This window comes from Nocardioides sp. NPDC051685 (genome assembly GCF_044453405.1).
GTDB lineage: Bacteria > Actinomycetota > Actinomycetes > Propionibacteriales > Nocardioidaceae > Nocardioides.
In genome coordinates, this window is the sequence record NZ_JBITCR010000005.1 from 261,810 (window position 1) to 282,686 (window position 20,877).

Sequence of the window (20,877 nt, forward strand, 5' to 3'; positions counted from 1 at the left end):
ATGCACGAGGACGACCTGACCGCAGCCGAGGAGGACTACTTCTCGTCGCTCACCATCGCCGAGGCGGACGGTGACGACCGGGCCGTCGAGGCGGCGCTGCGCCCCAAGAGCCTCGACGAGCTGATCGGCCAGCAGCGCGTCCGCGAGCAGCTCAGTCTCGTCCTGGAGGCGGCGCGGCAACGCGAGCGAGCCCCCGACCACGTACTCCTGTCCGGGCCGCCGGGCCTCGGCAAGACCACCCTCGCGATGATCATCGCCGCCGAGATGTCGGCGCCGCTGAGAATCACGTCCGGCCCCGCGATCACCCACGCCGGCGACCTGGCCGCGATCCTGAGCGGCCTCAACGAGGGCGAGGTGCTCTTCGTCGACGAGATCCACCGGATGAGCCGCCCGGCCGAGGAGATGCTCTACCTCGCGATGGAGGACTTCCGCGTCGACGTCGTCATCGGCAAGGGGCCCGGCGCGACCGCGATCCCGATCGACCTGCCGCCGTTCACCCTGGTCGGCGCGACCACCCGCGCCGGTCTCCTCCCCGGCCCGCTCAGGGACAGGTTCGGCTTCACCGGCCATCTGGAGCTCTACGACCCAGAAGACCTCGAGCTGATCGTGCGCCGCTCCGCGGGGCTGCTCGAGGTCACCCTCAGGGACGACGGCGCCGCCGAGATCGCCGGCCGTTCCCGCGGCACCCCCCGGATCGCGAACCGGCTGCTGCGCCGCGTACGCGACTATGCCCAGGTCAAGGCCGACGGCACGGTCACCCAGCAGGTGGCCCAGAAGGCGCTGGACCTCTACGAGGTCGACCCGCTCGGCCTGGACCGCCTCGACCTGGCCGTCCTCGACGCCCTGTGCCGCCGCTTCGGCGGCGGTCCCGTGGGCATCTCCACCCTCGCCGTGGCGGTGGGGGAGGAGCGCGAGACGGTCGAGGAGGTGGCCGAGCCGTTCCTGGTGCGCACCGGCTTCCTGGCCCGTACGCCGCGGGGCCGTGTCGCGACCCCGGCAGCATGGGAACATCTGGGGCTGCCGGTGCCGGCCAGCGCCGAGGCTGCTGCCTGGTCGAGGGACACGCTCTGGGATGAGGCCTGATTCACAGTCCCAACCAGGTGCCTGGTTAGACTTGCACGTCGCCGTGCGCCTGCCGGCGACCACTCAGACTGTCGGAGCCGAACCCCCGTGGAATTCCTTCCCTTTATCGTCATCATCGTCCTGTTCTACTTCCTGTTGATCAGGCCGCAGCAGAAGCGTGCGAAGCAGGCTCGTGAGCTCCAGCTCAACCTCCAGCCGGGTGACCGCGTGATGCTGACCGCAGGGCTCTTCGGCACCGTGACCGAGGTCGAGGAGACCACGACGAACATCAAGGTCGAGATCGCCGACGGCGTCGTCATCCAGGTGGTGCGCCAGGCGGTGGCCCAGAAGGTCACCGAGGCGCCTGCGGACGAGCCCGACGAGGAGCCCGGCGGCGAGACCGAGGTCGAGGCCGCGGCCGACGAGACCTCTACCGATGCCGAGAACGTCATCGTGGACCTCGACAAGAAGGACTGACCAACTCATGGCACGCAAGACCGCGCGCCCCGGGCGTACGCTCGCTCTGCTCTTCCTGGCGATCGCGATCATGTTCGGCGGCATCGCGTTCGCCGGCACCTGGAAGCCCGAGCTGGGCCTCGACCTGCGCGGCGGCACCGAGATCTCGATGACCGCCAAGAACTCCGAGGGCGGTTCGGTCCCGAAGGAGAGCCTCGACGAGGCCAAGTCGATCATCGACCAGCGCGTCAACGGCTCCGGCATCACCGGCGGCCGGGTGACCACCGAGGGCAACGACGTCATCAAGGTCTCCATCCCTGGCACCGGCAAGGTGCAGCAGGAGACCGCCGAGCGCGTCCGCCAGACCGCGAAGCTCCGCTTCCGCCTGGTCGCCTGCAGCCCGCAGAAGCAGTGCGGCGCGGCCGACGCCTCCGGCTCGATGGTGCAGGACCCCTCGACCGGCGCCGTCCCCGGCACCTCGCCTCGCGCGGCGTTCGGTGGCGAGACCGCCAGCCCGTCGGAGACGGCGAGCGCTTCGGACAAGACGTCCGAGAGCGCCGACCCGAGCGCGAGCCCCTCGGCGAGCGCCAAGCCCGCGAAGCAGAACGACAACGCGGTCGTCAAGGTCGATGACGCGGTCGAGTTCATGCGCAACGTGCCGCAGGAGTGGGCGACCGCCTACAGCGCCTTCACCTGCCCCGCCCCGGGTGCCGAGCCGGCCGAGGACATCCCCGGCAAGCCGCTGCTGACCTGTGACGAGGACGGCGTCCCCTACCTGCTGACCCCGGCGGTCATCGAGGGCACCGAGGTCGACGAGGCCGCCTACGGCATCCCGCAGCAGCAGGCCAACTACGTGGTGACCCTGGACTTCAAGTCGAAGGGCAACAAGGCCTTCGCCGACACCACCGGCGCGATCGCCGGCAGCGGCGAGCAGTTCGCGATCGTCCTGGACGGCAAGGTCATCTCCGCCCCGACCGCCGACTCGCGGATCAGTGGCGGCGCCCAGATCAGCGGCGACTTCACCCAGGCGACCGCCGCTGCGCTGGCCAACAACCTGAAGTACGGCTCGCTGCCGCTCGACTTCCCCGAGGACGGCATCCAGACCCGGGTCATCGGTCCGAGCCTCGCCGGCAACCAGCTCAGCGCCGGACTCTGGGCCGGCCTGATCGGCATGATCCTCGTGGTGCTCTTCTCGGTGCTCTACTACCGGGCGATGAGCATCGTGGTGATCGGCTCGCTGCTCGTGGCGGGTGCCGGGACGTACGGGATGATCCTGCTGCTCAGCGAGACCGCCGGCGTCACCCTGGACCTGCCGGGCGTGGCCGGTCTGATCGTCGGTATCGGCATCACCGCCGACTCCTTCATCATCCTCTACGAGAGGATGCGTGACGACATGCGTGAGGGCCGCTCGATGCGGGTGGCCGTCGACACCGCCTGGGTCCGGGCCCGCAACACCTGCCTGGCCTCCGACGGCGTCTCGTTCCTGGCCGCGTTCGTGCTCTACGTCTTCGCGACCAACGAGGTCAAAGGCTTCGCGTTCATGCTCGGCCTGACCACGCTCATCGACGTGCTGGTGTTCTTCTGGTTCACCCACCCGATGACCAAGCTGATGGCCGGCTGGGGCTTCTTCAACAAGGGCCACGTGCTCTCCGGCATGGACAAGCGCGCAATCGGCACCGTCGACGCCCCCAAGGGCACCACTCTGGTCGGAGGCAAGGCCTGATGAGCAAGTTCTCCTTCTCCCGGCTCGGCAAGGAGCTCTACACCGGCGAGAAGTCCTTCGACTTCGTCGGTCGCCGGATGCTCTTCTACGCGGTCTCCGCGGTCGTGCTCGTCGCCGTGATCCTCGGGGTCTGGCTCCAGGGCATCAACCTCGGCATCGACTTCACCGGCGGCACGCGCTACACGGTCACCGTCGCGCAGGCCGACCAGAAGCTCGCCGACGACCTGCGCGCGGCCGTGGGTGACACCGCGGTCGAGGCCGCCGACGGCGCCACGGTGCGCACCTCCGGCAGCAAGTCGATCGTCATCGAGACCAAGGCGATCGCCGACAACTCCGAGGCCGACGACTCGATCATGGAGGCGATCACCAAGACCGCCGACGTGGCCGGGGACGACGTCAGCCGCACCGGCATCGGCCCCAGCTGGGGTCAGCGGGTCGCCTCCAAGGCGGGTCTCGCGCTCGGCATCTTCCTGGTCGGCGTGGTCCTGTTCATCTGGATCTACTTCCGGGAATGGAAGATGTCGGTCGCGGCCGTCGTCGCCCTGGCCCATGACGTGGTGATCACGGTCGGCGTCTACGCGATCGTCGGCTTCGAGGTGACCCCGGCTACGGTCACCGGCTTCCTGACGATCCTCGGCTACTCGCTCTACGACACCGTCGTGGTCTTCGACAAGGTGAAGGAGAACACCCGCAACCTGTCGCAGAAGAAGCAGACCTATGCCGCCGCGGCCAACCTGGCGATCAACCAGACCCTGGTCCGCTCGATCAACACCTCGATCATCGGTCTGCTGCCCGTCGTCGCGATCCTCTACGTCAGCACCGTCCAGCTCGGCACCTCCTCGCTGAAGGACATCTCGCTGGTCCTCTTCATCGGTATGGCCGTCGGCACCTACTCCTCGATCTTCATCGCCACCCCGCTGCTGGTGCACCTGAAGTCGAAGGAGAAGGACGTCGTCGACGCCGAGAAGCGGGCTGCCGCGCGGATGAAGGAAGCCGACAAGTACGCCGCGGTGCCGGTCTTCGACGAGGGCTTGGCAGTCCCCGACGGTGAGCCGGACGAGCTGCGCGAGTCGTCCTCCGCAGACCTCCACGAGGCCGGCGTGAGCCGGGGCACCAGCCCCAACAGCTCCGCGACCGGCCGGGGCCGCAACGTACCCGACCAGCACCGCGCGGTCACCGACAGCGGCGCCGCCGGGCGCCCGCAGCCCAAGCGCGAGTCGAGGTCGAAGCGCAAGTGACGGTCTCCGAGACGGCCGCAGGTGGCCGGTCGCTTGAGGAGACCCTCGAGCGGCTGGTCGCCGACGTACCCGACTTCCCCGAGCCGGGTGTCGGGTTCAAGGACATCACCCCGCTGCTGGCCGACCACGCCGGGTTCGCCCAGGTGGTCGAGGCGCTCGCCGCTCCGGCGCGCGACGCCGACGGTGCCGTGACCGTCACCAAGGTGCTCGGCATGGAGTCGCGCGGGTTCATCCTCGGCGCCCCCGCGGCCCTGCACCTCGGCGTCGGCTTCGTGCCCGTACGCAAGGCCGGCAAGCTGCCGCGTGAGACCCACGCGGTCTCCTACTCGCTCGAATACGGCGAGGCCACCCTGGAGATCCACACCGACGCGGTCGCGCCGGGGGAGCGGGTGCTGGTCATCGACGACGTCCTCGCGACCGGTGGCACCGCGGCGGCCACGATCGAGCTCGTCGAGCGCTGCGGCGGCGTCGTCGCGGGCGTCTCGGTTCTGCTCGAGCTCGGCTTCCTCGACCCGCGCAGCAAGCTGCCGAACACGCCGGTCCACGCCCTGCTCACCAGCTAGCAGACGGTCCACACGTGTCCAACCCGCAAGTGTCGACCTAGCCAACGTTCCGGGTCGGGCCGGTAGACTCTGGCTATGGCAGAGGATCGCATCGTCGCGCAGCCTCGTGCGCACAACATCGAGGCGCGGGAGAGCAGTGGCCCGGCCCCGTCGGGCCGCAGCGTCCGTGCGCGTCTGGCCCGGATCGGCGGCCGGGGTGCGCCGGGCAATCCTGTGCTGGAGCCGCTCTTCAGGGCGGTCCGCTCCAACCACCCGAAGGCCGACCTGGCGCTGCTGGAGCGCGCCTACGTCACCGCCGAGCGTCTGCATGGCACGCAGATGCGCAAGAGCGGCGACCCCTACATCACGCACCCCCTCGCGGTGACCACGATCCTCGCCGAGCTCGGCATGACCGAGCCGACCCTGGTGGCCGCGCTGCTGCACGACACCGTCGAGGACACGCCCTACACGCTCAAGGAGCTCACCCGGGACTTCGGTGAGGAGGTCGCCCACCTCGTCGACGGCGTCACCAAGCTCGACAAGGTCACCTACGGCGACTCGGCGCAGGCCGAGACGATCCGCAAGATGGTCGTGGCGATGTCGCGCGACATCCGGGTCCTGGTGATCAAGCTGGCCGACCGCCTGCACAACATGCGTACGCTGCGCTACGTCCCGCAGAAGAGCCAGGAGCGAAGCGCGCGCGAGACGCTCGACATCTACGCGCCGCTGGCCCACCGGCTCGGCATGAACACCATCAAGTTCGAGCTCGAGGACCTCGCCTTCGCGACCCTCTACCCGAAGATGTACGACGAGCTCGTCCGCCTCGTCGCCGACCGCAACCCGTCGCGGGAGAAGTTCCTGGCCCAGGTCATCGACCAGGTCGAGCGCGACCTCCACGAGGCCCGGATCAAGGCGACCGTCACCGGCCGACCGAAGCACTACTACTCGATCTACCAGAAGATGATCGTCGGCGGTAAGGACTTCTCCGACATCAACGACCTGGTCGGCATCCGGATCCTGGTCGAGGACGAGCGCGACTGCTACTCCGTCCTCGGCATCCTGCACTCGCGATGGAACCCCGTCCTGGGGCGGTTCAAGGACTACATCGCGATGCCGAAGTTCAACATGTACCAGTCGCTGCACACCACCGTCATCGGCCCGCAGGGCAAGCCGGTCGAGCTGCAGATCCGCACCTTCGCGATGCACCGCCGGGCCGAGTTCGGTGTGGCTGCGCACTGGAAATACAAGGAGGACGGCCGCAACGGTGTCGACACCGACCGGCCGATGGACAACGACATGAGCTGGGTCAAGCAGCTCATGGACTGGCAGTCGGAGGTCAACGACCCGGGCGAGTTCCTGGAGTCGCTGCGCTTCGAGATGAAACGCACCGAGGTCTACGTCTTCACGCCCAAGGGCGACGTGATCGCGCTGCCCGCCGACGCGACCCCGGTCGACTTCGCGTACGCCGTCCACACCGAGGTCGGCAACAAGACCATCGGCGCCCGGGTCAACGGGCGTCTGGTGCCGCTGGAGTCGACGCTGGAGAGCGGCGACGTCGTCGAGGTCTTCACCTCCAAGTCGCCCAACGCCGGCCCGTCGAAGGACTGGGCCTCCTTCGTCAAGTCCAACCGGGCCAAGGCGAAGATCCGGCAGTGGCACACCCGTGAGCGCCGCGACGAGGCGATCGAGAAGGGCCAGGACGCGATCGCGCGGCTCATGCGCAAGGAGGGCCTGCCCCTCAAGCGGCTGATGTCGCGCGAGTCGCTGATGCTCGCGGCCGACCACTTCGACCTCGCCGACGTCGACGCGCTCTACGCCGCGGTCGGCGAGAGCCACCTCTCCGCCCAGGCAGTGGTACGCCGCGTCATCGAGGACCACGGTGGCGACGACGGTGCCGCCGAGGACCTCGCCGAAGCCATCAACGTCGGCCGTAGGCGCCACGGCAAGGTCTCCACCGCCAACTCCGACGCCGGGGTGATCGTCAAGGGCTCCCCGGACGTCTGGGTCAAGCTCGCCAAGTGCTGCACCCCGGTCCCCGGCGACGACATCCTCGGCTTCGTGACCAAGGGCGGGGGTGTCTCCGTCCACCGCACCGACTGCACCAACGCCGCCGAGCTCCGTTCCCACCCCGAGCGTCTGCTCGAGGTCGAGTGGGGCTCCACCTCCAACTCGGTCTTCCTGGTCAACATCCAGGTCGAGGCCCTCGACCGGGCCCGGCTCCTCTCCGACATCACCATGGCGCTCTCGGATGCCCACGTGAACATCCTCAGCGCCCAGCTCACCACGACCCGCGACCGCGTCGCGAAGTCCCGGTTCTCCTTCGAGATGGCCGACTCCAAGCATCTTGACACCGTCTTGAAGCAGGTACGCACCGTCCCCGGTGTGTTCGACGCCTACCGCGTCACCCAGTGATCGTCCTGTGATCCCCAGCGAAGGAGCTCGGCATGTTCACCTGGATCCTCATCATCGGAGGCGTACTCCTCCTCGCGGGCATCGTCTGGACCGCGCTGGGCAAGGGCGGGAAGCCCATCGACCACGAAGACGTGCGCCAGACCCAGAAGGGCAACGTCGCCAAGGGCGACTACTTCGGAGGCCTGTGACCGCCGACTCGGCGCGTCTGCCCCAGATTCAGAAGCCGACTCGGCGCGTCTGCCCCGCATAAAGACGCCGAGTCGGCGCATCTGTCCCAAACCTCTGGGACAGATGCGCCGACTCGGCGTGATTTTCTGGAGCAGTTGCGCCGACTCGGCTTGAGGGTCAGGAGAAGTCGGCGCTGGCGCGCTTGGCCATCTCCAGGAACTGACGACGCGACTCGAGGTTCTCCTCGAGGCTCTTGATCTTCCGGGCGTCGCCCGAGGCCTGGGCCTTGGCGAGGTCGCTCTCGACCTGGGCGATGGCCTCCTCGAGCTTGGCGATCATGTCGTCGGCTCGCGCGGACTTCTCCGGGTCGGACTTGCGCCACTGGTCGTCCTCGGCGGACTTGATGGCCTGCTCGACCTTGCGCATCGCGCCCTCGAGCTCCTTGATCCGGTCGCGGGGGACCTTGCCGGCCTCGTCCCAGCGGTCGGCGATGTCGCGGAAGGAGCGCTTGACGGCGTCGAGGTCGTCGCCCTTCTCCAGCAGCGGGAGCAGCTCCTGCGCCTCGGCGAGCAGCCCCTCCTTGACCACGGCGTTCTGGGCGAACTCGGCGTCGAGCGCCGCGTTGGCGGCGTCACGGGCACCGAAGAAGACGTCCTGGGCGGCCCGGAACTGCTTCCAGAGCTTGTCGTCGACGTCCTTGGGGGCCGGGCCGGCGGCCTTCCAGTCGCGCATCAGGTCGCGGTAGCGCCCGGCGGTGGGACCCCAGTCGGTCGAGGCGGAGAGCTGCTCGGCCTCGGCGATGATCCGCTCCTTGATCAACTTGGCGTCCTCGCGCCGGGCGTTGAGCTCGGCGAAGTGCGCCTTGCGTCGCCGCGTGTAGGCGGTGCGGGCCGTCGAGAAGCGTCGCCACAGCGCGTCGTCGGAGCCGCGGTCGATGCGGGGCAGCGCCTTCCACTGGTCGAGGAGCTCGCGCAGCCGGTTGGCGCCGTTGCGCCAGTCGTTGCTCTGGGCCAGCTTCTCGGCCTCGGCGACGAGGGCCTCCTTGGCGACCTTCGCCTCGGCCGCCTTCGCGGCCCGCTCCGCCTTGCGGGCCTCGCGCTGGGTGGCGATGACCGGGCCCAGCGCCTCCAGCCGTGCCACCAGCGAGGCCAGGTCGCCGACCGCGTTGGCGTCGGTCACCTTCTCGACGACGGTCTTCACCGCCCCGGTCGCCTCGTCGGGCGACGTCTTGCCCGCATGCACGCGCCGCTCGAGCTGCTCGACCTCGAAGGCGAGCTGGTCGAACCGGTTGGTGAAGAAGGCGAGAGCCTCCTCCGGCGTGCCTTCCGGGTATTGCCCCACGGAACGCTCGCCATCTGCGGTCTTCACGTAGACCGTTCCGTCTTCCTCGACCCGACCCCACTGCTCGCTGGTCACAATGTCCCTACTCTTCGCATGAGGCGCTAACCTCTTATGAAATCTCCCCCGCCGGACACCGTGCTCGTCACAGTCCCGGTCGGCTCAACTTGCAGGTCCCCGTGGTGTCCCGACACACCTCGGGATGCCCATCGTAGTCAGACGCCACGATGCGGCGCTGCACTGTACCGCTGGATAGGGTGTTTCTCGTGTTGATCGCAGGCTTTCCCGCCGGTCCGTGGGGCACCAACTGCTATGTCGCCGCCACCGGTCCTGGCACCGAGTGTGTCGTGATCGACCCCGGGAAGGACGCCGCGAAGGGGATCGAGGAGATCGTTCGCGAGCAGCGCCTCAAGCCGGTCGCCGTGCTCCTCACCCACGGCCACGTCGACCACATGTGGTCCGTGACCCCGGTTTCCAAGACGTACGACGCCACCGCCTGGATCCACCCCAACGACCGTCACCTCCTGGCCGACCCGCTCCAGGGCATCTCGCCGGAGTCGGCGCGGATGCTGCTCGGCATGCCGGAGGGGACCTATGACTTCGTGGAGCCGGACGACGTCCGCGAGCTGAGCGACGGGCAGGCCATCGACCTGGCCGGGATGCGCTTCCTGATCGACCATACGCCCGGGCATACCGAGGGGTCGATCACCTTCCGGACTCCCTACCCCGACCACGCCGAGGTCAGTGACGTGATGTTCTCCGGCGACCTGCTCTTCGCGGGCAGCATCGGGCGTACGGACCTCCCCGGCGGTGACCACGCCACGATGCTGCAGTCCCTGACCACCAAGGTGCTGCCCCTCGCCGACGACATCGTGGTGCTCCCCGGCCATGGCGAACAGACCTCCATCGGGCGCGAGCGCGCCACCAACCCGTTTCTTCAGGACCTGATCACCGCATGAGCAAGCCAACACCCCTCTCCGGATTCCCGGAGTTCCTCCCCAGCCAGCGCGTCGTCGAGCGCGAGGTCATCGAGACCCTGAGCCGCACCTTCGAGCTGCACGGCTTCGGCAACATCGAGACCCGCGCCGTCGAGCCGATGGACCAGCTGCTGCGCAAGGGCGACACCTCCAAGGAGGTCTACGTCCTGCGTCGGCTGCAGGAGGACGACAGCAGCCGTGACAAAGGCATGGGGCTCCACTTCGACCTGACCGTCCCGTTCGCCCGCTACGTGCTCGAGAACGCCGGCAAGCTGGAGTTCCCCTTCCGCCGCTACCAGATCCAGAAGGTCTGGCGCGGTGAGCGCCCGCAGGAGGGCCGGTTCCGGGAGTTCGCGCAGGCCGACATCGACATCGTCGGTCGCGACACGCTGCCGTTCCACCACGACGTCGAGGTCGCCCGGGTCATGCTCGAGGCGCTCGGCAAGCTGACGTTCCTGCCCGGGTTCACGCTCCAGGTCAACAACCGCAAGCTGATCCAGGGCTTCTACGCCGGTCTCGGCGCCCCCGACGTCGAGGAGACCATGCGGCTCATCGACAAGCTCGACAAGATGCCGGCTGAGGAGGTCGGCAAGCTGCTGGTCTCCGAGGCCGGGCTGAGCGACGAGCAGGCCGCCAAGTGCCTCGAGCTCGCCACGATCACCGCCACCGACGACTCCTTCGTGGAGAAGGTCCGTGGCCTCGGCGTCGAGAGCGAGCTGCTCGACGAGGGCCTGGCCGAGCTGGCCACGCTGATCAACGCCACCGCGCCGCTCAACACCGAGTCCGTACGCGTCGTGGCCGATCTCTCCATTGCCCGGGGCCTCGACTACTACACCGGCACCGTCTTCGAGACCCGCCTCGATGGCTACGAGTCCTTGGGCAGCATCTGCTCGGGTGGCCGTTACGACGCGCTCGCCAGCGACGGCAGGACGACCTACCCGGGTGTCGGGATCTCGCTCGGCGTCAGCCGCGTCCTGGTGCCGCTCGTGCAGAAGGGCGTGCTCGACGGGGACCGCAAGGTGCCGAGCACCGTGCTGGTCGCGGTCGCCGACGAGGAGAGCCGCGCGAGCGCCGATGAGGCGGCCCAGGCACTGCGCGCTCACAATGTTGCCTGCGAGGTCTCGCCGAACGCCGCCAAGTTCGGCAAGCAGATCCGCTTCGCGGAGCGCCGCGGCATCCCGTACGTCCTCTTCGCCACTCCCCGGGAAGACGGTGGAGTCGGCTACGAGATCAAGGACATCCGCACCGGTGACCAGGTCCCGGCCGACCCGGCCACCTGGACGCCCCAGAACGAGAGCGACCTGAAGCCCCAGGTCGTCGCGAACAACGAGGAGAAGAAGTGATCCGCACCCACGACGCCGGCACCCTGCGTGCCGAGCACGTCGGCCAGACCGTGACCCTCGCCGGCTGGGTAGGCCGCCGACGCGATCACGGCGGGGTCGCGTTCCTCGATCTGCGTGAGGCCAGCGGCGTGGTCCAGGTCGTCGTCCGCGACGAGGAGATCGCCCACCACCTGCGCAACGAATACTGCATCAAGGTCACCGGCGAGGTCGTCGCCCGCACCGAGGAGAACCGCAACCCCCACCTCGTCACCGGCGAGATCGAGGTCGTCGCCAAGGACCTCGAGGTCCTCTCCGCGTCGGCAGCCCTCCCGTTCCCGATCGACGAGCACGTCGAGGTCGGCGAGGACGTACGCTTCAAGCACCGCTACCTCGACCTGCGCCGCACCGCGCCCGGCAACGCCATCCGGCTGCGCTCGAAGGCCAACCAGGCCGCCCGCGAGGTGCTCGCCGGCCACGACTTCGTCGAGATCGAGACCCCGACGCTCACCCGCAGCACCCCCGAGGGCGCCCGCGACTTCCTGGTCCCGGCCCGCCTGCAGCCGGGCTCGTGGTACGCCCTGCCGCAGTCGCCGCAGCTGTTCAAGCAGCTGCTCATGGTCGGCGGCATGGAGCGCTACTACCAGCTCGCCCGCGCCTACCGTGACGAGGACTTCCGCGCCGACCGGCAGCCGGAGTTCACCCAGCTCGACATCGAGATGAGCTTCGTCGAGCAGGACGACGTGATCGCGCTCGGCGAGGAGATCATCGCGGCGCTGTGGAAGCTGATCGGCTACGACGTCCCGCTCCCGCTGCCGCGGATGACCTACGCCGACGCGATGGCCAAGTACGGCTCCGACAAGCCTGACCTTCGCTTCGGCATCGAGATCACCGAGTGCACCGACTACTTCTCCGAGACGACCTTCCGCGTCTTCCAGGCGCCCTACGTCGGCGCTGTGGTGATGCCCGGTGGCGCGAGCCAGCCGCGGCGTCAGCTGGACGGCTGGCAGGACTGGGCCAAGCAGCGTGGCGCCAAGGGTCTGGCGTACGTCCTGGTCCAGGAGGACGGCTCGCTGACCGGTCCGGTGGCCAAGAACCTCTCCGAGACCGAGGCCGCCGGCCTGGCCGCCCACGTCGGTGCCAACCCTGGCGACTGCATCTTCTTCGCCGCCGGCACACCCAAGTCGAGCCGCGCCCTGCTCGGCGCGGCCCGCCTGGAGATCGGCAACCGCCTCGACCTGCGCAAGGACGGCGACTGGAGCTTCCTGTGGGTCGTCGACGCGCCGCTGCTCGAGCCGGCCTCCGAGGCGGTCGAGTCCGGTGACGTCGCGGTCGGCGCGGGGGAGTGGACCGCGGTCCACCACGCCTTCACCAGCCCGCAGGACGTCGAGGCCTTCGACAAGGACCCCGGCAACGCGCTCGCCTGGGCCTACGACATCGTCTGCAACGGCAACGAGATCGGCGGTGGCTCGATCCGTATCCACCGCGAGGACGTCCAGAAGCGGGTCTTCGACCTGATGGGGATCGGCGAGGAGGCGGCCGAGGAGAAGTTCGGCTTCCTGCTCGAGGCGTTCAAGTTCGGCGCCCCGCCCCACGGCGGCATCGCCTTTGGCTGGGACCGTGTCGTCGCCCTGCTCGCCGGCACCGACTCGATCCGTGACGTCATCGCCTTCCCGAAGACCGGTGCCGGCTACGACCCGCTCACCGCCGCCCCGGCGCCGATCACCCCCGAGCAGCGCAAGGAGGCCGGCGTCGACGCGCCGCGCCCGATTCCTTCGGCAGCTGCGAAGGCCGCCGGCGAGGGCGAATCCGCGAACTGAGGTCACCTCAGCAAAATCCAACAGAGTCTCCGGGACCGGTCCATCGGTCCCGGAGACTCTTGGCATTCCACGGGGAATACCAACAAAGCCTCCCGATCTGCCGTATCACTGGTTGAAATCGGATCGTTACCGGTCGAGGGTCCATCAGGGCAAAGGGATCACATAGAGTTCCATCCGTCGACCTCGTGGGTCGGACGCTGCCATGCGAGGGCGGCACCCACAAATGACGACTAGACAGAGGAACCATGAGCGAATCGGCCACCGTGTTCGAAGGTGAAGAACTCTCGGGTGGATCGACACCTCCCGTCTCTCCCGGAGAGGCGAAGGTGATCGCCGGCAAGTCGCCGATGAAGCTGGCGATGATGCGGCTCCGCAAGGACAAGCTGACGATGGTGTCACTGGTCATCGTGGTGCTCGTCGTCCTTGCCGCGATCTCGGCTCCGATCCTGGTCAAGGCGGGGGTCCTCGACCCCTTCGGTTTCAACCAGAACCTCCTTGACGAGAACACGCTCCCCGTCGGGGGATGGAGTGGTGCCAGCCTGGACCACCCCCTGGGCGTCGAGCCGGGCACCGGGCGCGACGCGCTCTCCCGATTCTGGTACGGCGTCACCTTCTCGCTCGTGATCGCGCTCACCGCGGCCATCCTCTCGGTGGTCATCGGCGCGGTCATCGGCATCATCTCCGGGTTCAGCGGTGGCTGGGTCGACGCCATCCTGGGCCGGGTCACCGACCTGACCCTCTCCTTCCCGTCCACGCTCATGCTCCTGGCGCTGTCTTCGCTAGGACTGGTGATCGTGCAGAACCTGACCGGGCTGCCGAACGGGCCCACGGTCCAGGCGATCTACTGCATCGTCGTGCTGGCGTTGTTCGGATGGACCGGAACGGCCCGTGTGATCAGGGGACAGGTGCTCTCGATCAAACAGCGCGAGTTCGTGGAAGCGGCGGTCGTGCTGGGTGCAGGCAGGATGCGGATCTACTTCAAGGAGATCCTGCCGAACCTGTGGGCGCCGCTGCTGGTGCTGGCGACTCTGATGATGCCTGCCTACATCTCTGCGGAGGCGGCACTGAGCTACCTGCAGGTGAGCGTGAAGCCCCCGACGCCGACGCTCGGAAACGTGCTGGCCGACTCGTTGAAGTACGCACAGACGGACTTCTTCTACTTCTTCGCGCCGGCGTTCTTGATCGCACTGATCGTGGTTTCGTTCAACCTTCTCGGTGATGGGTTGCGCGACGCCCTCGACCCTAAGGGAAACAGGTGAGCCTCGGGGCTCCGTAACACACAAGCGGGTGTGCCCCCGAGGCCACCGATATCAGCGCCACGTCGTGGCGGTGACAACACCAAGGAGAAACGAATGCTCAAGAAGCGAGCAAAGTACGTGGCAGTCAGCGCTGCCGGCGTGCTGGGTCTCTCGCTGGGCCTTGCCGCATGCGGTGGCGGGGACAGCGGGGAGTCGAGCAGCAAGGCGCTGCTGATGGTCAGCGAGGACGCCATTGAGCACCTCGACCCCCAGCGCATCTACGTGGGCGTTGACATCGCCGACACGACGCGTTTGGTCTACCGGCAGCTGCTGGCCTTCCCGTCGTCGACGGACCCGAAGGTCTCTGGCACCCCGACCCCGGACCTTGCGACCGACACCGGCACCTCGACCGAGGGCGGCAAGGTCTGGTCCTTCACGGTCAAGGACGGCGTGAAGTGGCAGGACGGCTCCGAGATCACGTGTGAGGACTTCGCCTACGGCGCCTCCCGTAACTTCGCGGCCGACGAGCTCACCGGCGGTCCCGGCTTCTACCTGACCGCGAAGCTCGCCCTCAAGGGTGAGTACCCCGGTCCGTACACCGCGACTCCGGAGCAGCAGGCCGACTTCGACCAGGCTGTCACCTGCGACGGCAAGACGATCACCTACAAGTTCAAGACCCCGTGGCCTGACTTCCCGCTGGCGATCGCGTCCCTGCACATGATGGACCCCTACAAGAAGTCCTTCGACAAGGGTGCCAAGAACGACGACGTCATCTTCTCGAACGGCCCCTACAAGGTCGACAAGTGGAGTGCCACCAAGGGCGGCACGCTGATTCGCAACGACGAGTACGACCCCAAGACCGACGACAAGTCGCTGCGCGAGGCCCTGCCCGACAAGATCGAGTTCAAGTACGGCGAGAAGCCGGAGACTCTCTACGAGAAGCTGTTCTCCGACAGCCCTGACTCGCAGTACATCGTTCCCAAGCAGAGCCGGGTGCCACCGGAGTTCTACTCCCGCCTCACCGAGGCCGGCGTGAAGGACCGCTACGTCCAGGTCAAGTCGCCCTACGTCGACTACCTGGTCCCCAACCAGAACCAGATGAAGGACCCGAAGGTCCGTCGCGCGCTGGCGCTTGCGACCAACGTCGAGGCGTGGATCGCCGCCGGCGGTGGCGAGAAGGCCTACACCCCGGCCGACTCGATCGTGAACCCGGCCGTCGGTGGCTACGTCCCGAACCCGTCGTTCAAGGACCGCAACCTGGCCGGTGACGTCGAGGGCGCCAAGAAGCTCCTCGCCGAGGCCGGCGTGAAGACGCCCTACCCGATCACCTTCACCTACCCGCAGAGCGACACCGCTGACAAGCAGGCCGCAGCGCTGGTGGAGACCTGGGAGGCTGCTGGGTTCAAGGTCACCCTCGACCCGCTGGGCGACGTCTACTACACCGAGATCCAGAAGCCGTCCAACGAGGCTGACGTGATGTGGGGCGGTTGGGGTGCCGACTGGCCCTCCGCGATGACCGTCACCGCGGCCCTGTTCGACAGCCGTCAGATCGAGAAGTCGACCAACGGCCAGAACTACGGCAACTACAAGAACGAGAAGGTCGACGCTCTCTTCGACAAGGCGGGCTCGGCGGCCACCATCGAGGAGCAGAACAAGTACCTCCAGGAGGCCGACGCGACGATGGGTGAGGACACCGCCTACATCCCGCTCGAGATCGCGACCTTCAACTGGGTGTACGGCTCGAAGGTGAAGAACTTCACCACCACGACTGCCTCGAGCTCGTTCGCCGAGCTGGGCAGCATCGACATCGAGGACTGATTCCTCGAAACTCCGAAGTACCGGTCGGAGCGTCGTGACGAACGCGCGACGCTCCGACTCTCGGAGGCGGGGTTCCCTGGTGAGCCCCGCCTCTGTCCTATGAACGTCTCAAGATTCCCCGGACGGCGTCAGCGATGGCGCGTGTGCGGGCCGATCCAACGAAGGTGAGACCTACTGATGGTCGCCTACATCATCCGCCGCGTCATCGTCGGCGTTCTCATGCTCGTCGCGATGAGCGCGGTGGTTATCGGGCTCTTCTTCGCGAGCCCGGTTGATGCCGCCAAGTTCGCGTGTGGGAGGAACTGCCCGCCGGACCGCATCGCCGAGACGCGCGAGGCTCTGGGATATCCGGATCCTGCTCTTCCCCCGATCGACAAGGCCGCCGCGACGGTCAAGGTGTGGGGCGGTTTCCTGCAGGGTGTCGTGGTCGGGCGTGAATACCCGGTGAACGAGGAGCTGCGCAAGGCGGCTCCCGATCTGGTCACCGAGTGCCCCGCTCCGTGCCTGGGCTACTCGCAGAACAACCAGACCACCGTCAATGCCGAGATCGCCGAAGCGGCGCCGATCTCGATCTCGATCGCCATGGTGGCCATCGTCATCTGGATGGTCTTCGGCATCCTGTTCGGCGTCTTGGCCGCGGTCACCAAGGGCAGTCTGGTCGATCGAGGCGTCGTCGGTGCGACCTTGGTCCTGTATGCATTCCCCACCTTCTTCATCGGTGCGCTGCTACTGAACTATGTGGCCGTCAAGTTCGGGTTGTTCCCGGCGCCGGGCTATGTCCCGATCGCCGAGGGCGGCGTCTGGCAGTGGTTCGTGCAGCTCATTCTTCCTGGCTTCACCCTCGCGGTCGTCTACATGGCCGGCTACGTACGTATGACGCGTGCCTTCGTGCTCGAGTCGCTGAGTGAGGACTACATCCGCACCGCTCGGTCGAAGGGCCTCAAGGGTCCCAAGGTGCTCTTCAAGCACGCGCTGCGGGCCGCCCTGACACCGTTGGTCACGATGGCCGGTCTCGACTTCGCCAGCGTCCTGGGCGGGGCGATCATCACCGAGAGCGTCTTCAACTACTACGGCCTCGGCAAGCTGGCGGTCACCGCCAACCGCGACTTCGACCTGCCCACCGTGGTCGGGCTGGTCCTCCTTCTCGGAGCGCTCGTGATCATCGCGAACATCATCGTCGACATCCTGTACGCCTTCATCGACCCGCGCGTACGCGTCGCCTGAGGAGGGACTGAACCATGACTGATCTTTCCAACACTCCCCAGACGAGGCCGACCGAGGGCGGCGCGTTCCTCTCGGTGCGGGACCTGAAGGTCCACTTCTCCACCTCCGACGGCATCGTCAAGGCGACCGACGGCCTCTCCTTCGAGCTCGAGCGCGGCTCGACGCTCGGCATCGTCGGCGAGTCCGGCTCCGGCAAGTCGGTCTCCAGCTCGGCGATCATGGGGCTGCACCGCGGCACCAACGCGATCCTCAGCGGCGAGATCCTGCTCGACGGGGTGGACCTGCTCAAGGTGAGCAACGAGGAGATGCGCAAGCGTCGCGGCCGCGACGTGGCGATGATCTTCCAGGACCCGCTCTCCGCGATGCACCCCTACTACACGGTGGGCAACCAGATCATGGAGGCCTACCAGGTCCACAACAACGTGACCAAGAAGGAGGCGCGCAAGCGCGCCATCGAGATGCTCGACCGCGTCGGCATCCCGCAGCCCGACCGTCGCGTGGACGACTACCCGCACCAGTTCTCCGGCGGTATGCGCCAGCGCGCGATGATCGCTATGGGGCTGATCAACAACCCCAGCCTGCTCATCGCCGACGAGCCGACCACCGCGCTCGACGTGACCGTCCAGGCGCAGATCCTCGACCTGCTCCAGGACCTGCAGCGCGACTTCGACGCGGCCGTCATCATCATCACCCACGACCTCGGTGTCGTGGCCGAGATGGCAGATGACGTACTCGTGATGTACGCCGGGCGTGCGGTCGAGTACGGCCCGTGCAAGGAGATCCTCACCCACCCGGAGATGCCCTACACCTGGGGCCTGCTCTCCAGCGTGCCGGACCTGACCGCGTCGACCGAGGCGAAGCTGATCCCGATCCGGGGCAACCCGCCCTCGCTGCTCAACGCGCCGCCGGGATGCGCCTTCGAGCCGCGGTGCGACCACGTCGCGAAGGTCGGTGGCGACCTGTGCCGGACGACTCTGCCCGAGCTCACCCCGGCCAACACCGGTGGCAACCACACCAAGCGTTGCCACATCAAGAACGCCGACGAGATCTACGCCGCAGAGATCCTGCCCGAGATCGCCCCTGACCTGGTGGAGGACTGATGAGCGAGACCACGACTGCCACCGCGGCCTCGGTGGCGCCGGCGAGCACGGAGACGGTGCTCTCGGTCGAGAACCTGAAGATGCACTTCCCGGTCAAGGGCAGTGGCGTGATCCGGCGTACGGTCGGGCACGTCAAGGCCGTCGACGGGGTCTCCTTCGAGGTGGCCAAGGGCAGCGCCCTGGGCCTCGTCGGCGAGTCCGGCTGTGGCAAGTCCACGACCGGGCGGATGGTGACGCGGCTCTACAAGCCCACCGAAGGCAAGATCAACTTCGAGGGCACCGACATCGCCAACTACACCGGTAGGCAGCTGCACCCGATGCGCCGGGAGATCCAGATGATCTTCCAGGACCCGTCGACCTCGCTGAACCCGCGTCACACGGTCGGCTCGATCATCGGCGCGCCGCTGCGGATCCACAAGATCGTGCCGAAGGACAAGGTGCTTGGCCGGGTCCAGGAGCTGCTCGAGATCGTCGGTCTCAACCCGGAGCACTACAACCGCTACCCGCACGAGTTCTCCGGTGGCCAGCGCCAGCGCATCGGCATCGCTCGAGCGATGACCCTGCAGCCGAAGGTGCTGGTGGCCGATGAGCCGGTCTCCGCGCTGGACGTGTCGATCCAAGCCCAGGTGATCAATCTGCTCCAGGATCTGCAGCGGGAGTTCGACATCTCCTACCTGTTCATCGCACATGACCTCGCCATCGTCCGCCACTTCTGCCCTGAGGTCGCGGTGATGTACCTCGGCAAGATCGTGGAGATCGGTGACCGCGAGTCGATCTACGAGCACGCTCACCACCCCTACACCCAGGCGCTGCTCTCGGCCGTGCCTGACGTGAAGCAGGCCGCGATCGGCGGCCGTCGTGAGCGGATCCGGCTGGAGGGCGACGTACCTTCGCCGATCAACCCGCCCTCGGGCTGCCACTTCCGCACCCGCTGCTCCCTCGCCAAGGACATCTGCTCCGTGGTCGAGCCGCCGCTGCTGCAGATCGGCAAGAAGCACAAGGTGGCCTGCCACTTCCCGGGCGAGATCCACCAGCACCCGGAGAAGCCGATCACCGCGCCCCTCCTGGGCGTCGACGAGTTCGGTGCCCCGGACCCGGGCGCCAGCCCGGCCGAGGTCCCGGGCGACGGTCCTGGGTACGCCGACACCTGGTACGACCTGGCGAACAACTCGCGAGGTCGCGCCTGAGGATCTCCTGCATCTCATCAGGATTACGAAAGATGGTCCGCAGCCTTTGGCTGCGGACCATCTTTGTTACGGATATGTCACACGTCACCGTCGGTATCGAACCGTTATCTGTAGCACTGCCCGAGCCCCTCGAACTTGGCATAACTTGAGGCCGCGCGCTGGTGGGGGACTGCGCCGAGTGATCGGGTCTTGGGCGAACCGAGCCCAAGGCGTTCGAACGGAGATCCGAGCGTATGACTGTGTCCGAAGTGCTGATCCAGGGCAGCCCCGAGCCCGAGATCGATCCGGAAGCGAGCACCGGCGAGGTCGCCGGCCGCTCACCGATGCGGATCGCGATGGACCGGCTGCGCGCCGACAAGGTCGCGATGGTCTGCGCCGGGATCGTGCTGCTCTACGTCCTGATCGCGATCTTCGCGCCGCTGCTGTGCCGGCTCTTCGGCGTCGAGGTGCGTGCCGGGGATCCGGTCGCCGACACCGACTCGTTCAACTACCCGGTCATCGGTCCGCCCAATTACGGGTTCACCTGGGAGGCGCCGCTCGGCCTGGAGCCGAACTCGGGTAACGACCTGCTCGCGGAGTGGTTCTACGGCGCTCGCACATCCATGCTTGTCGCAACGGTGACCACCATCGTCTCGACGGTCGCGGGCGTGGTGCTCGGCCTGATCGCGGGATACAGCAGGGGCTGGGGCGACCGGGTGATCACCTTCGTGACCGACCTCTTCCTGACCTTGCCGTTCCTGCTGGTCGCGATCGCCATCGCGCCGATGCTCGTGGCGCGGTGGAGGGAGAACCCGGCGATGCTTGAAAACGTATCCCTGATCGCGCTGATCGTGATCCTCTCGGCCTTCGGCTGGATGGGCCTGGCCAGGTTGATCCGTGGTGAGGTGATCTCCCTGCGGGAGCGCGAGTTCATCGAGGCCGCCCACGTGCTCGGGATGCCGACACATCGAATCCTCTTCAAGGAGCTGCTGCCGAACCTCGTGGCCCCGATCGTGATCTCGTTCTCGCTCACACTGCCCTCGATCATCGCCGCGGAGGCCACGTTGGCCTACCTCGGTGTCGGCGTCGTCGGCAGGCCGTCGTGGGGCCAGACGATCCTGCGGGCGCAGAACTGGTTCGACGAGTACCCCTTGTTCCTCTACGCGCCGATCGTCGGGATCGTGGTCCTGGTTTTCGCGCTCAACCTGCTCGGAGACGCCATCCGCGACGCCTTCGACCCCAAGTCTTTCCGGTGAGCACGTCGTCGGAGAGAGGC

At 67.5% G+C, this 20,877-nt stretch carries 17 protein-coding genes; 16 read left to right on the forward strand and 1 reads right to left on the reverse strand.

What is annotated here, in order from left to right:
* The 7 genes from ruvB to ACIA03_RS16735 all read left to right on the forward strand — a co-directional run bounded on the left by ruvB (window position 1) and on the right by ACIA03_RS16735 (window position 7,621).
* Window positions 1–1,083 carry a Holliday junction branch migration DNA helicase RuvB gene (gene ruvB / locus ACIA03_RS16705; protein WP_396984389.1) on the forward strand — a complete coding sequence of 361 codons (1,083 nt, stop codon included), beginning with the start codon at window positions 1–3 and terminating at the stop codon, window positions 1,081–1,083.
* Between the two features lie 87 nt (window positions 1,084–1,170).
* Complete coding sequence (gene yajC / locus ACIA03_RS16710; protein ID WP_396984391.1) at window positions 1,171–1,539, forward strand: preprotein translocase subunit YajC; 369 nt, start codon at window positions 1,171–1,173, stop codon at window positions 1,537–1,539.
* 7 nt (window positions 1,540–1,546) lie between these two features.
* Window positions 1,547–3,241: a protein translocase subunit SecD gene (gene secD, locus ACIA03_RS16715; RefSeq protein ID WP_396984393.1), complete on the forward strand. Its 1,695-nt coding sequence runs from the start codon at window positions 1,547–1,549 to the stop codon at window positions 3,239–3,241.
* Window positions 3,241–4,479 carry a protein translocase subunit SecF gene (gene secF / locus ACIA03_RS16720; RefSeq protein ID WP_396984395.1) on the forward strand — a complete coding sequence of 413 codons (1,239 nt, stop codon included), beginning with the start codon at window positions 3,241–3,243 and terminating at the stop codon, window positions 4,477–4,479. Before secD ends, secF begins: the two co-directional genes overlap by 1 nt.
* On the forward strand, window positions 4,476–5,042 hold the full coding sequence (locus ACIA03_RS16725) for an adenine phosphoribosyltransferase (RefSeq protein ID WP_396984397.1): 567 nt from the start codon (window positions 4,476–4,478) through the stop codon (window positions 5,040–5,042). Before secF ends, ACIA03_RS16725 begins: the two co-directional genes overlap by 4 nt.
* Before the next feature lie 75 nt (window positions 5,043–5,117).
* Window positions 5,118–7,433 (forward strand): RelA/SpoT family protein, encoded by a 2,316-nt coding sequence (locus tag ACIA03_RS16730; protein ID WP_396984399.1) that lies wholly within the window; start codon window positions 5,118–5,120, stop codon window positions 7,431–7,433.
* Between the two features lie 32 nt (window positions 7,434–7,465).
* Entirely contained in the window at window positions 7,466–7,621 is a 156-nt protein-coding gene (locus ACIA03_RS16735; protein WP_396984401.1) for a hypothetical protein, read from the forward strand.
* Window positions 7,622–7,778: 157 nt separating this feature from the next.
* On the opposite strand, the gene ACIA03_RS16740 is transcribed toward ACIA03_RS16735, so the two are convergent.
* Entirely contained in the window at window positions 7,779–9,017 is a 1,239-nt protein-coding gene (locus ACIA03_RS16740; RefSeq protein ID WP_396984403.1) for a DUF349 domain-containing protein, read from the reverse strand.
* 188 nt (window positions 9,018–9,205) lie between these two features.
* Here ACIA03_RS16740 and ACIA03_RS16745 point away from each other — a divergent pair, with 188 nt between their 5' ends.
* The 9 genes from ACIA03_RS16745 (at window position 9,206) to ACIA03_RS16785 (ending at window position 20,857) form a co-directional block, all read left to right on the forward strand.
* Window positions 9,206–9,898: an MBL fold metallo-hydrolase gene (locus ACIA03_RS16745; protein ID WP_396984405.1), complete on the forward strand. Its 693-nt coding sequence runs from the start codon at window positions 9,206–9,208 to the stop codon at window positions 9,896–9,898.
* The gene (gene hisS / locus ACIA03_RS16750; protein WP_396984407.1) at window positions 9,895–11,259 is read left to right on the forward strand and encodes a histidine--tRNA ligase; all 1,365 of its coding nucleotides are present in this window, start codon (window positions 9,895–9,897) and stop codon (window positions 11,257–11,259) included. Before ACIA03_RS16745 ends, hisS begins: the two co-directional genes overlap by 4 nt.
* Complete coding sequence (aspS, locus tag ACIA03_RS16755; protein ID WP_396984409.1) at window positions 11,256–13,055, forward strand: aspartate--tRNA ligase; 1,800 nt, start codon at window positions 11,256–11,258, stop codon at window positions 13,053–13,055. Before hisS ends, aspS begins: the two co-directional genes overlap by 4 nt.
* Window positions 13,056–13,300: 245 nt before the next feature.
* Complete coding sequence (locus ACIA03_RS16760; protein WP_396984411.1) at window positions 13,301–14,314, forward strand: ABC transporter permease; 1,014 nt, start codon at window positions 13,301–13,303, stop codon at window positions 14,312–14,314.
* Window positions 14,315–14,407: 93 nt separating this feature from the next.
* The gene (locus tag ACIA03_RS16765) at window positions 14,408–16,111 is read left to right on the forward strand and encodes an ABC transporter substrate-binding protein (protein WP_396984413.1); all 1,704 of its coding nucleotides are present in this window, start codon (window positions 14,408–14,410) and stop codon (window positions 16,109–16,111) included.
* 177 nt (window positions 16,112–16,288) lie between these two features.
* The gene (locus ACIA03_RS16770; protein WP_396984415.1) at window positions 16,289–17,335 is read left to right on the forward strand and encodes an ABC transporter permease; all 1,047 of its coding nucleotides are present in this window, start codon (window positions 16,289–16,291) and stop codon (window positions 17,333–17,335) included.
* 14 nt (window positions 17,336–17,349) lie between these two features.
* Complete coding sequence (locus ACIA03_RS16775; RefSeq protein WP_396984417.1) at window positions 17,350–18,435, forward strand: ABC transporter ATP-binding protein; 1,086 nt, start codon at window positions 17,350–17,352, stop codon at window positions 18,433–18,435.
* On the forward strand, window positions 18,435–19,622 hold the full coding sequence (locus ACIA03_RS16780) for an ABC transporter ATP-binding protein (RefSeq protein ID WP_396984419.1): 1,188 nt from the start codon (window positions 18,435–18,437) through the stop codon (window positions 19,620–19,622). Before ACIA03_RS16775 ends, ACIA03_RS16780 begins: the two co-directional genes overlap by 1 nt.
* 233 nt (window positions 19,623–19,855) lie before the next feature.
* Window positions 19,856–20,857 carry an ABC transporter permease gene (locus ACIA03_RS16785; protein WP_396984421.1) on the forward strand — a complete coding sequence of 334 codons (1,002 nt, stop codon included), beginning with the start codon at window positions 19,856–19,858 and terminating at the stop codon, window positions 20,855–20,857.
* The last annotated feature ends 20 nt before the right edge of the window (window positions 20,858–20,877 follow it).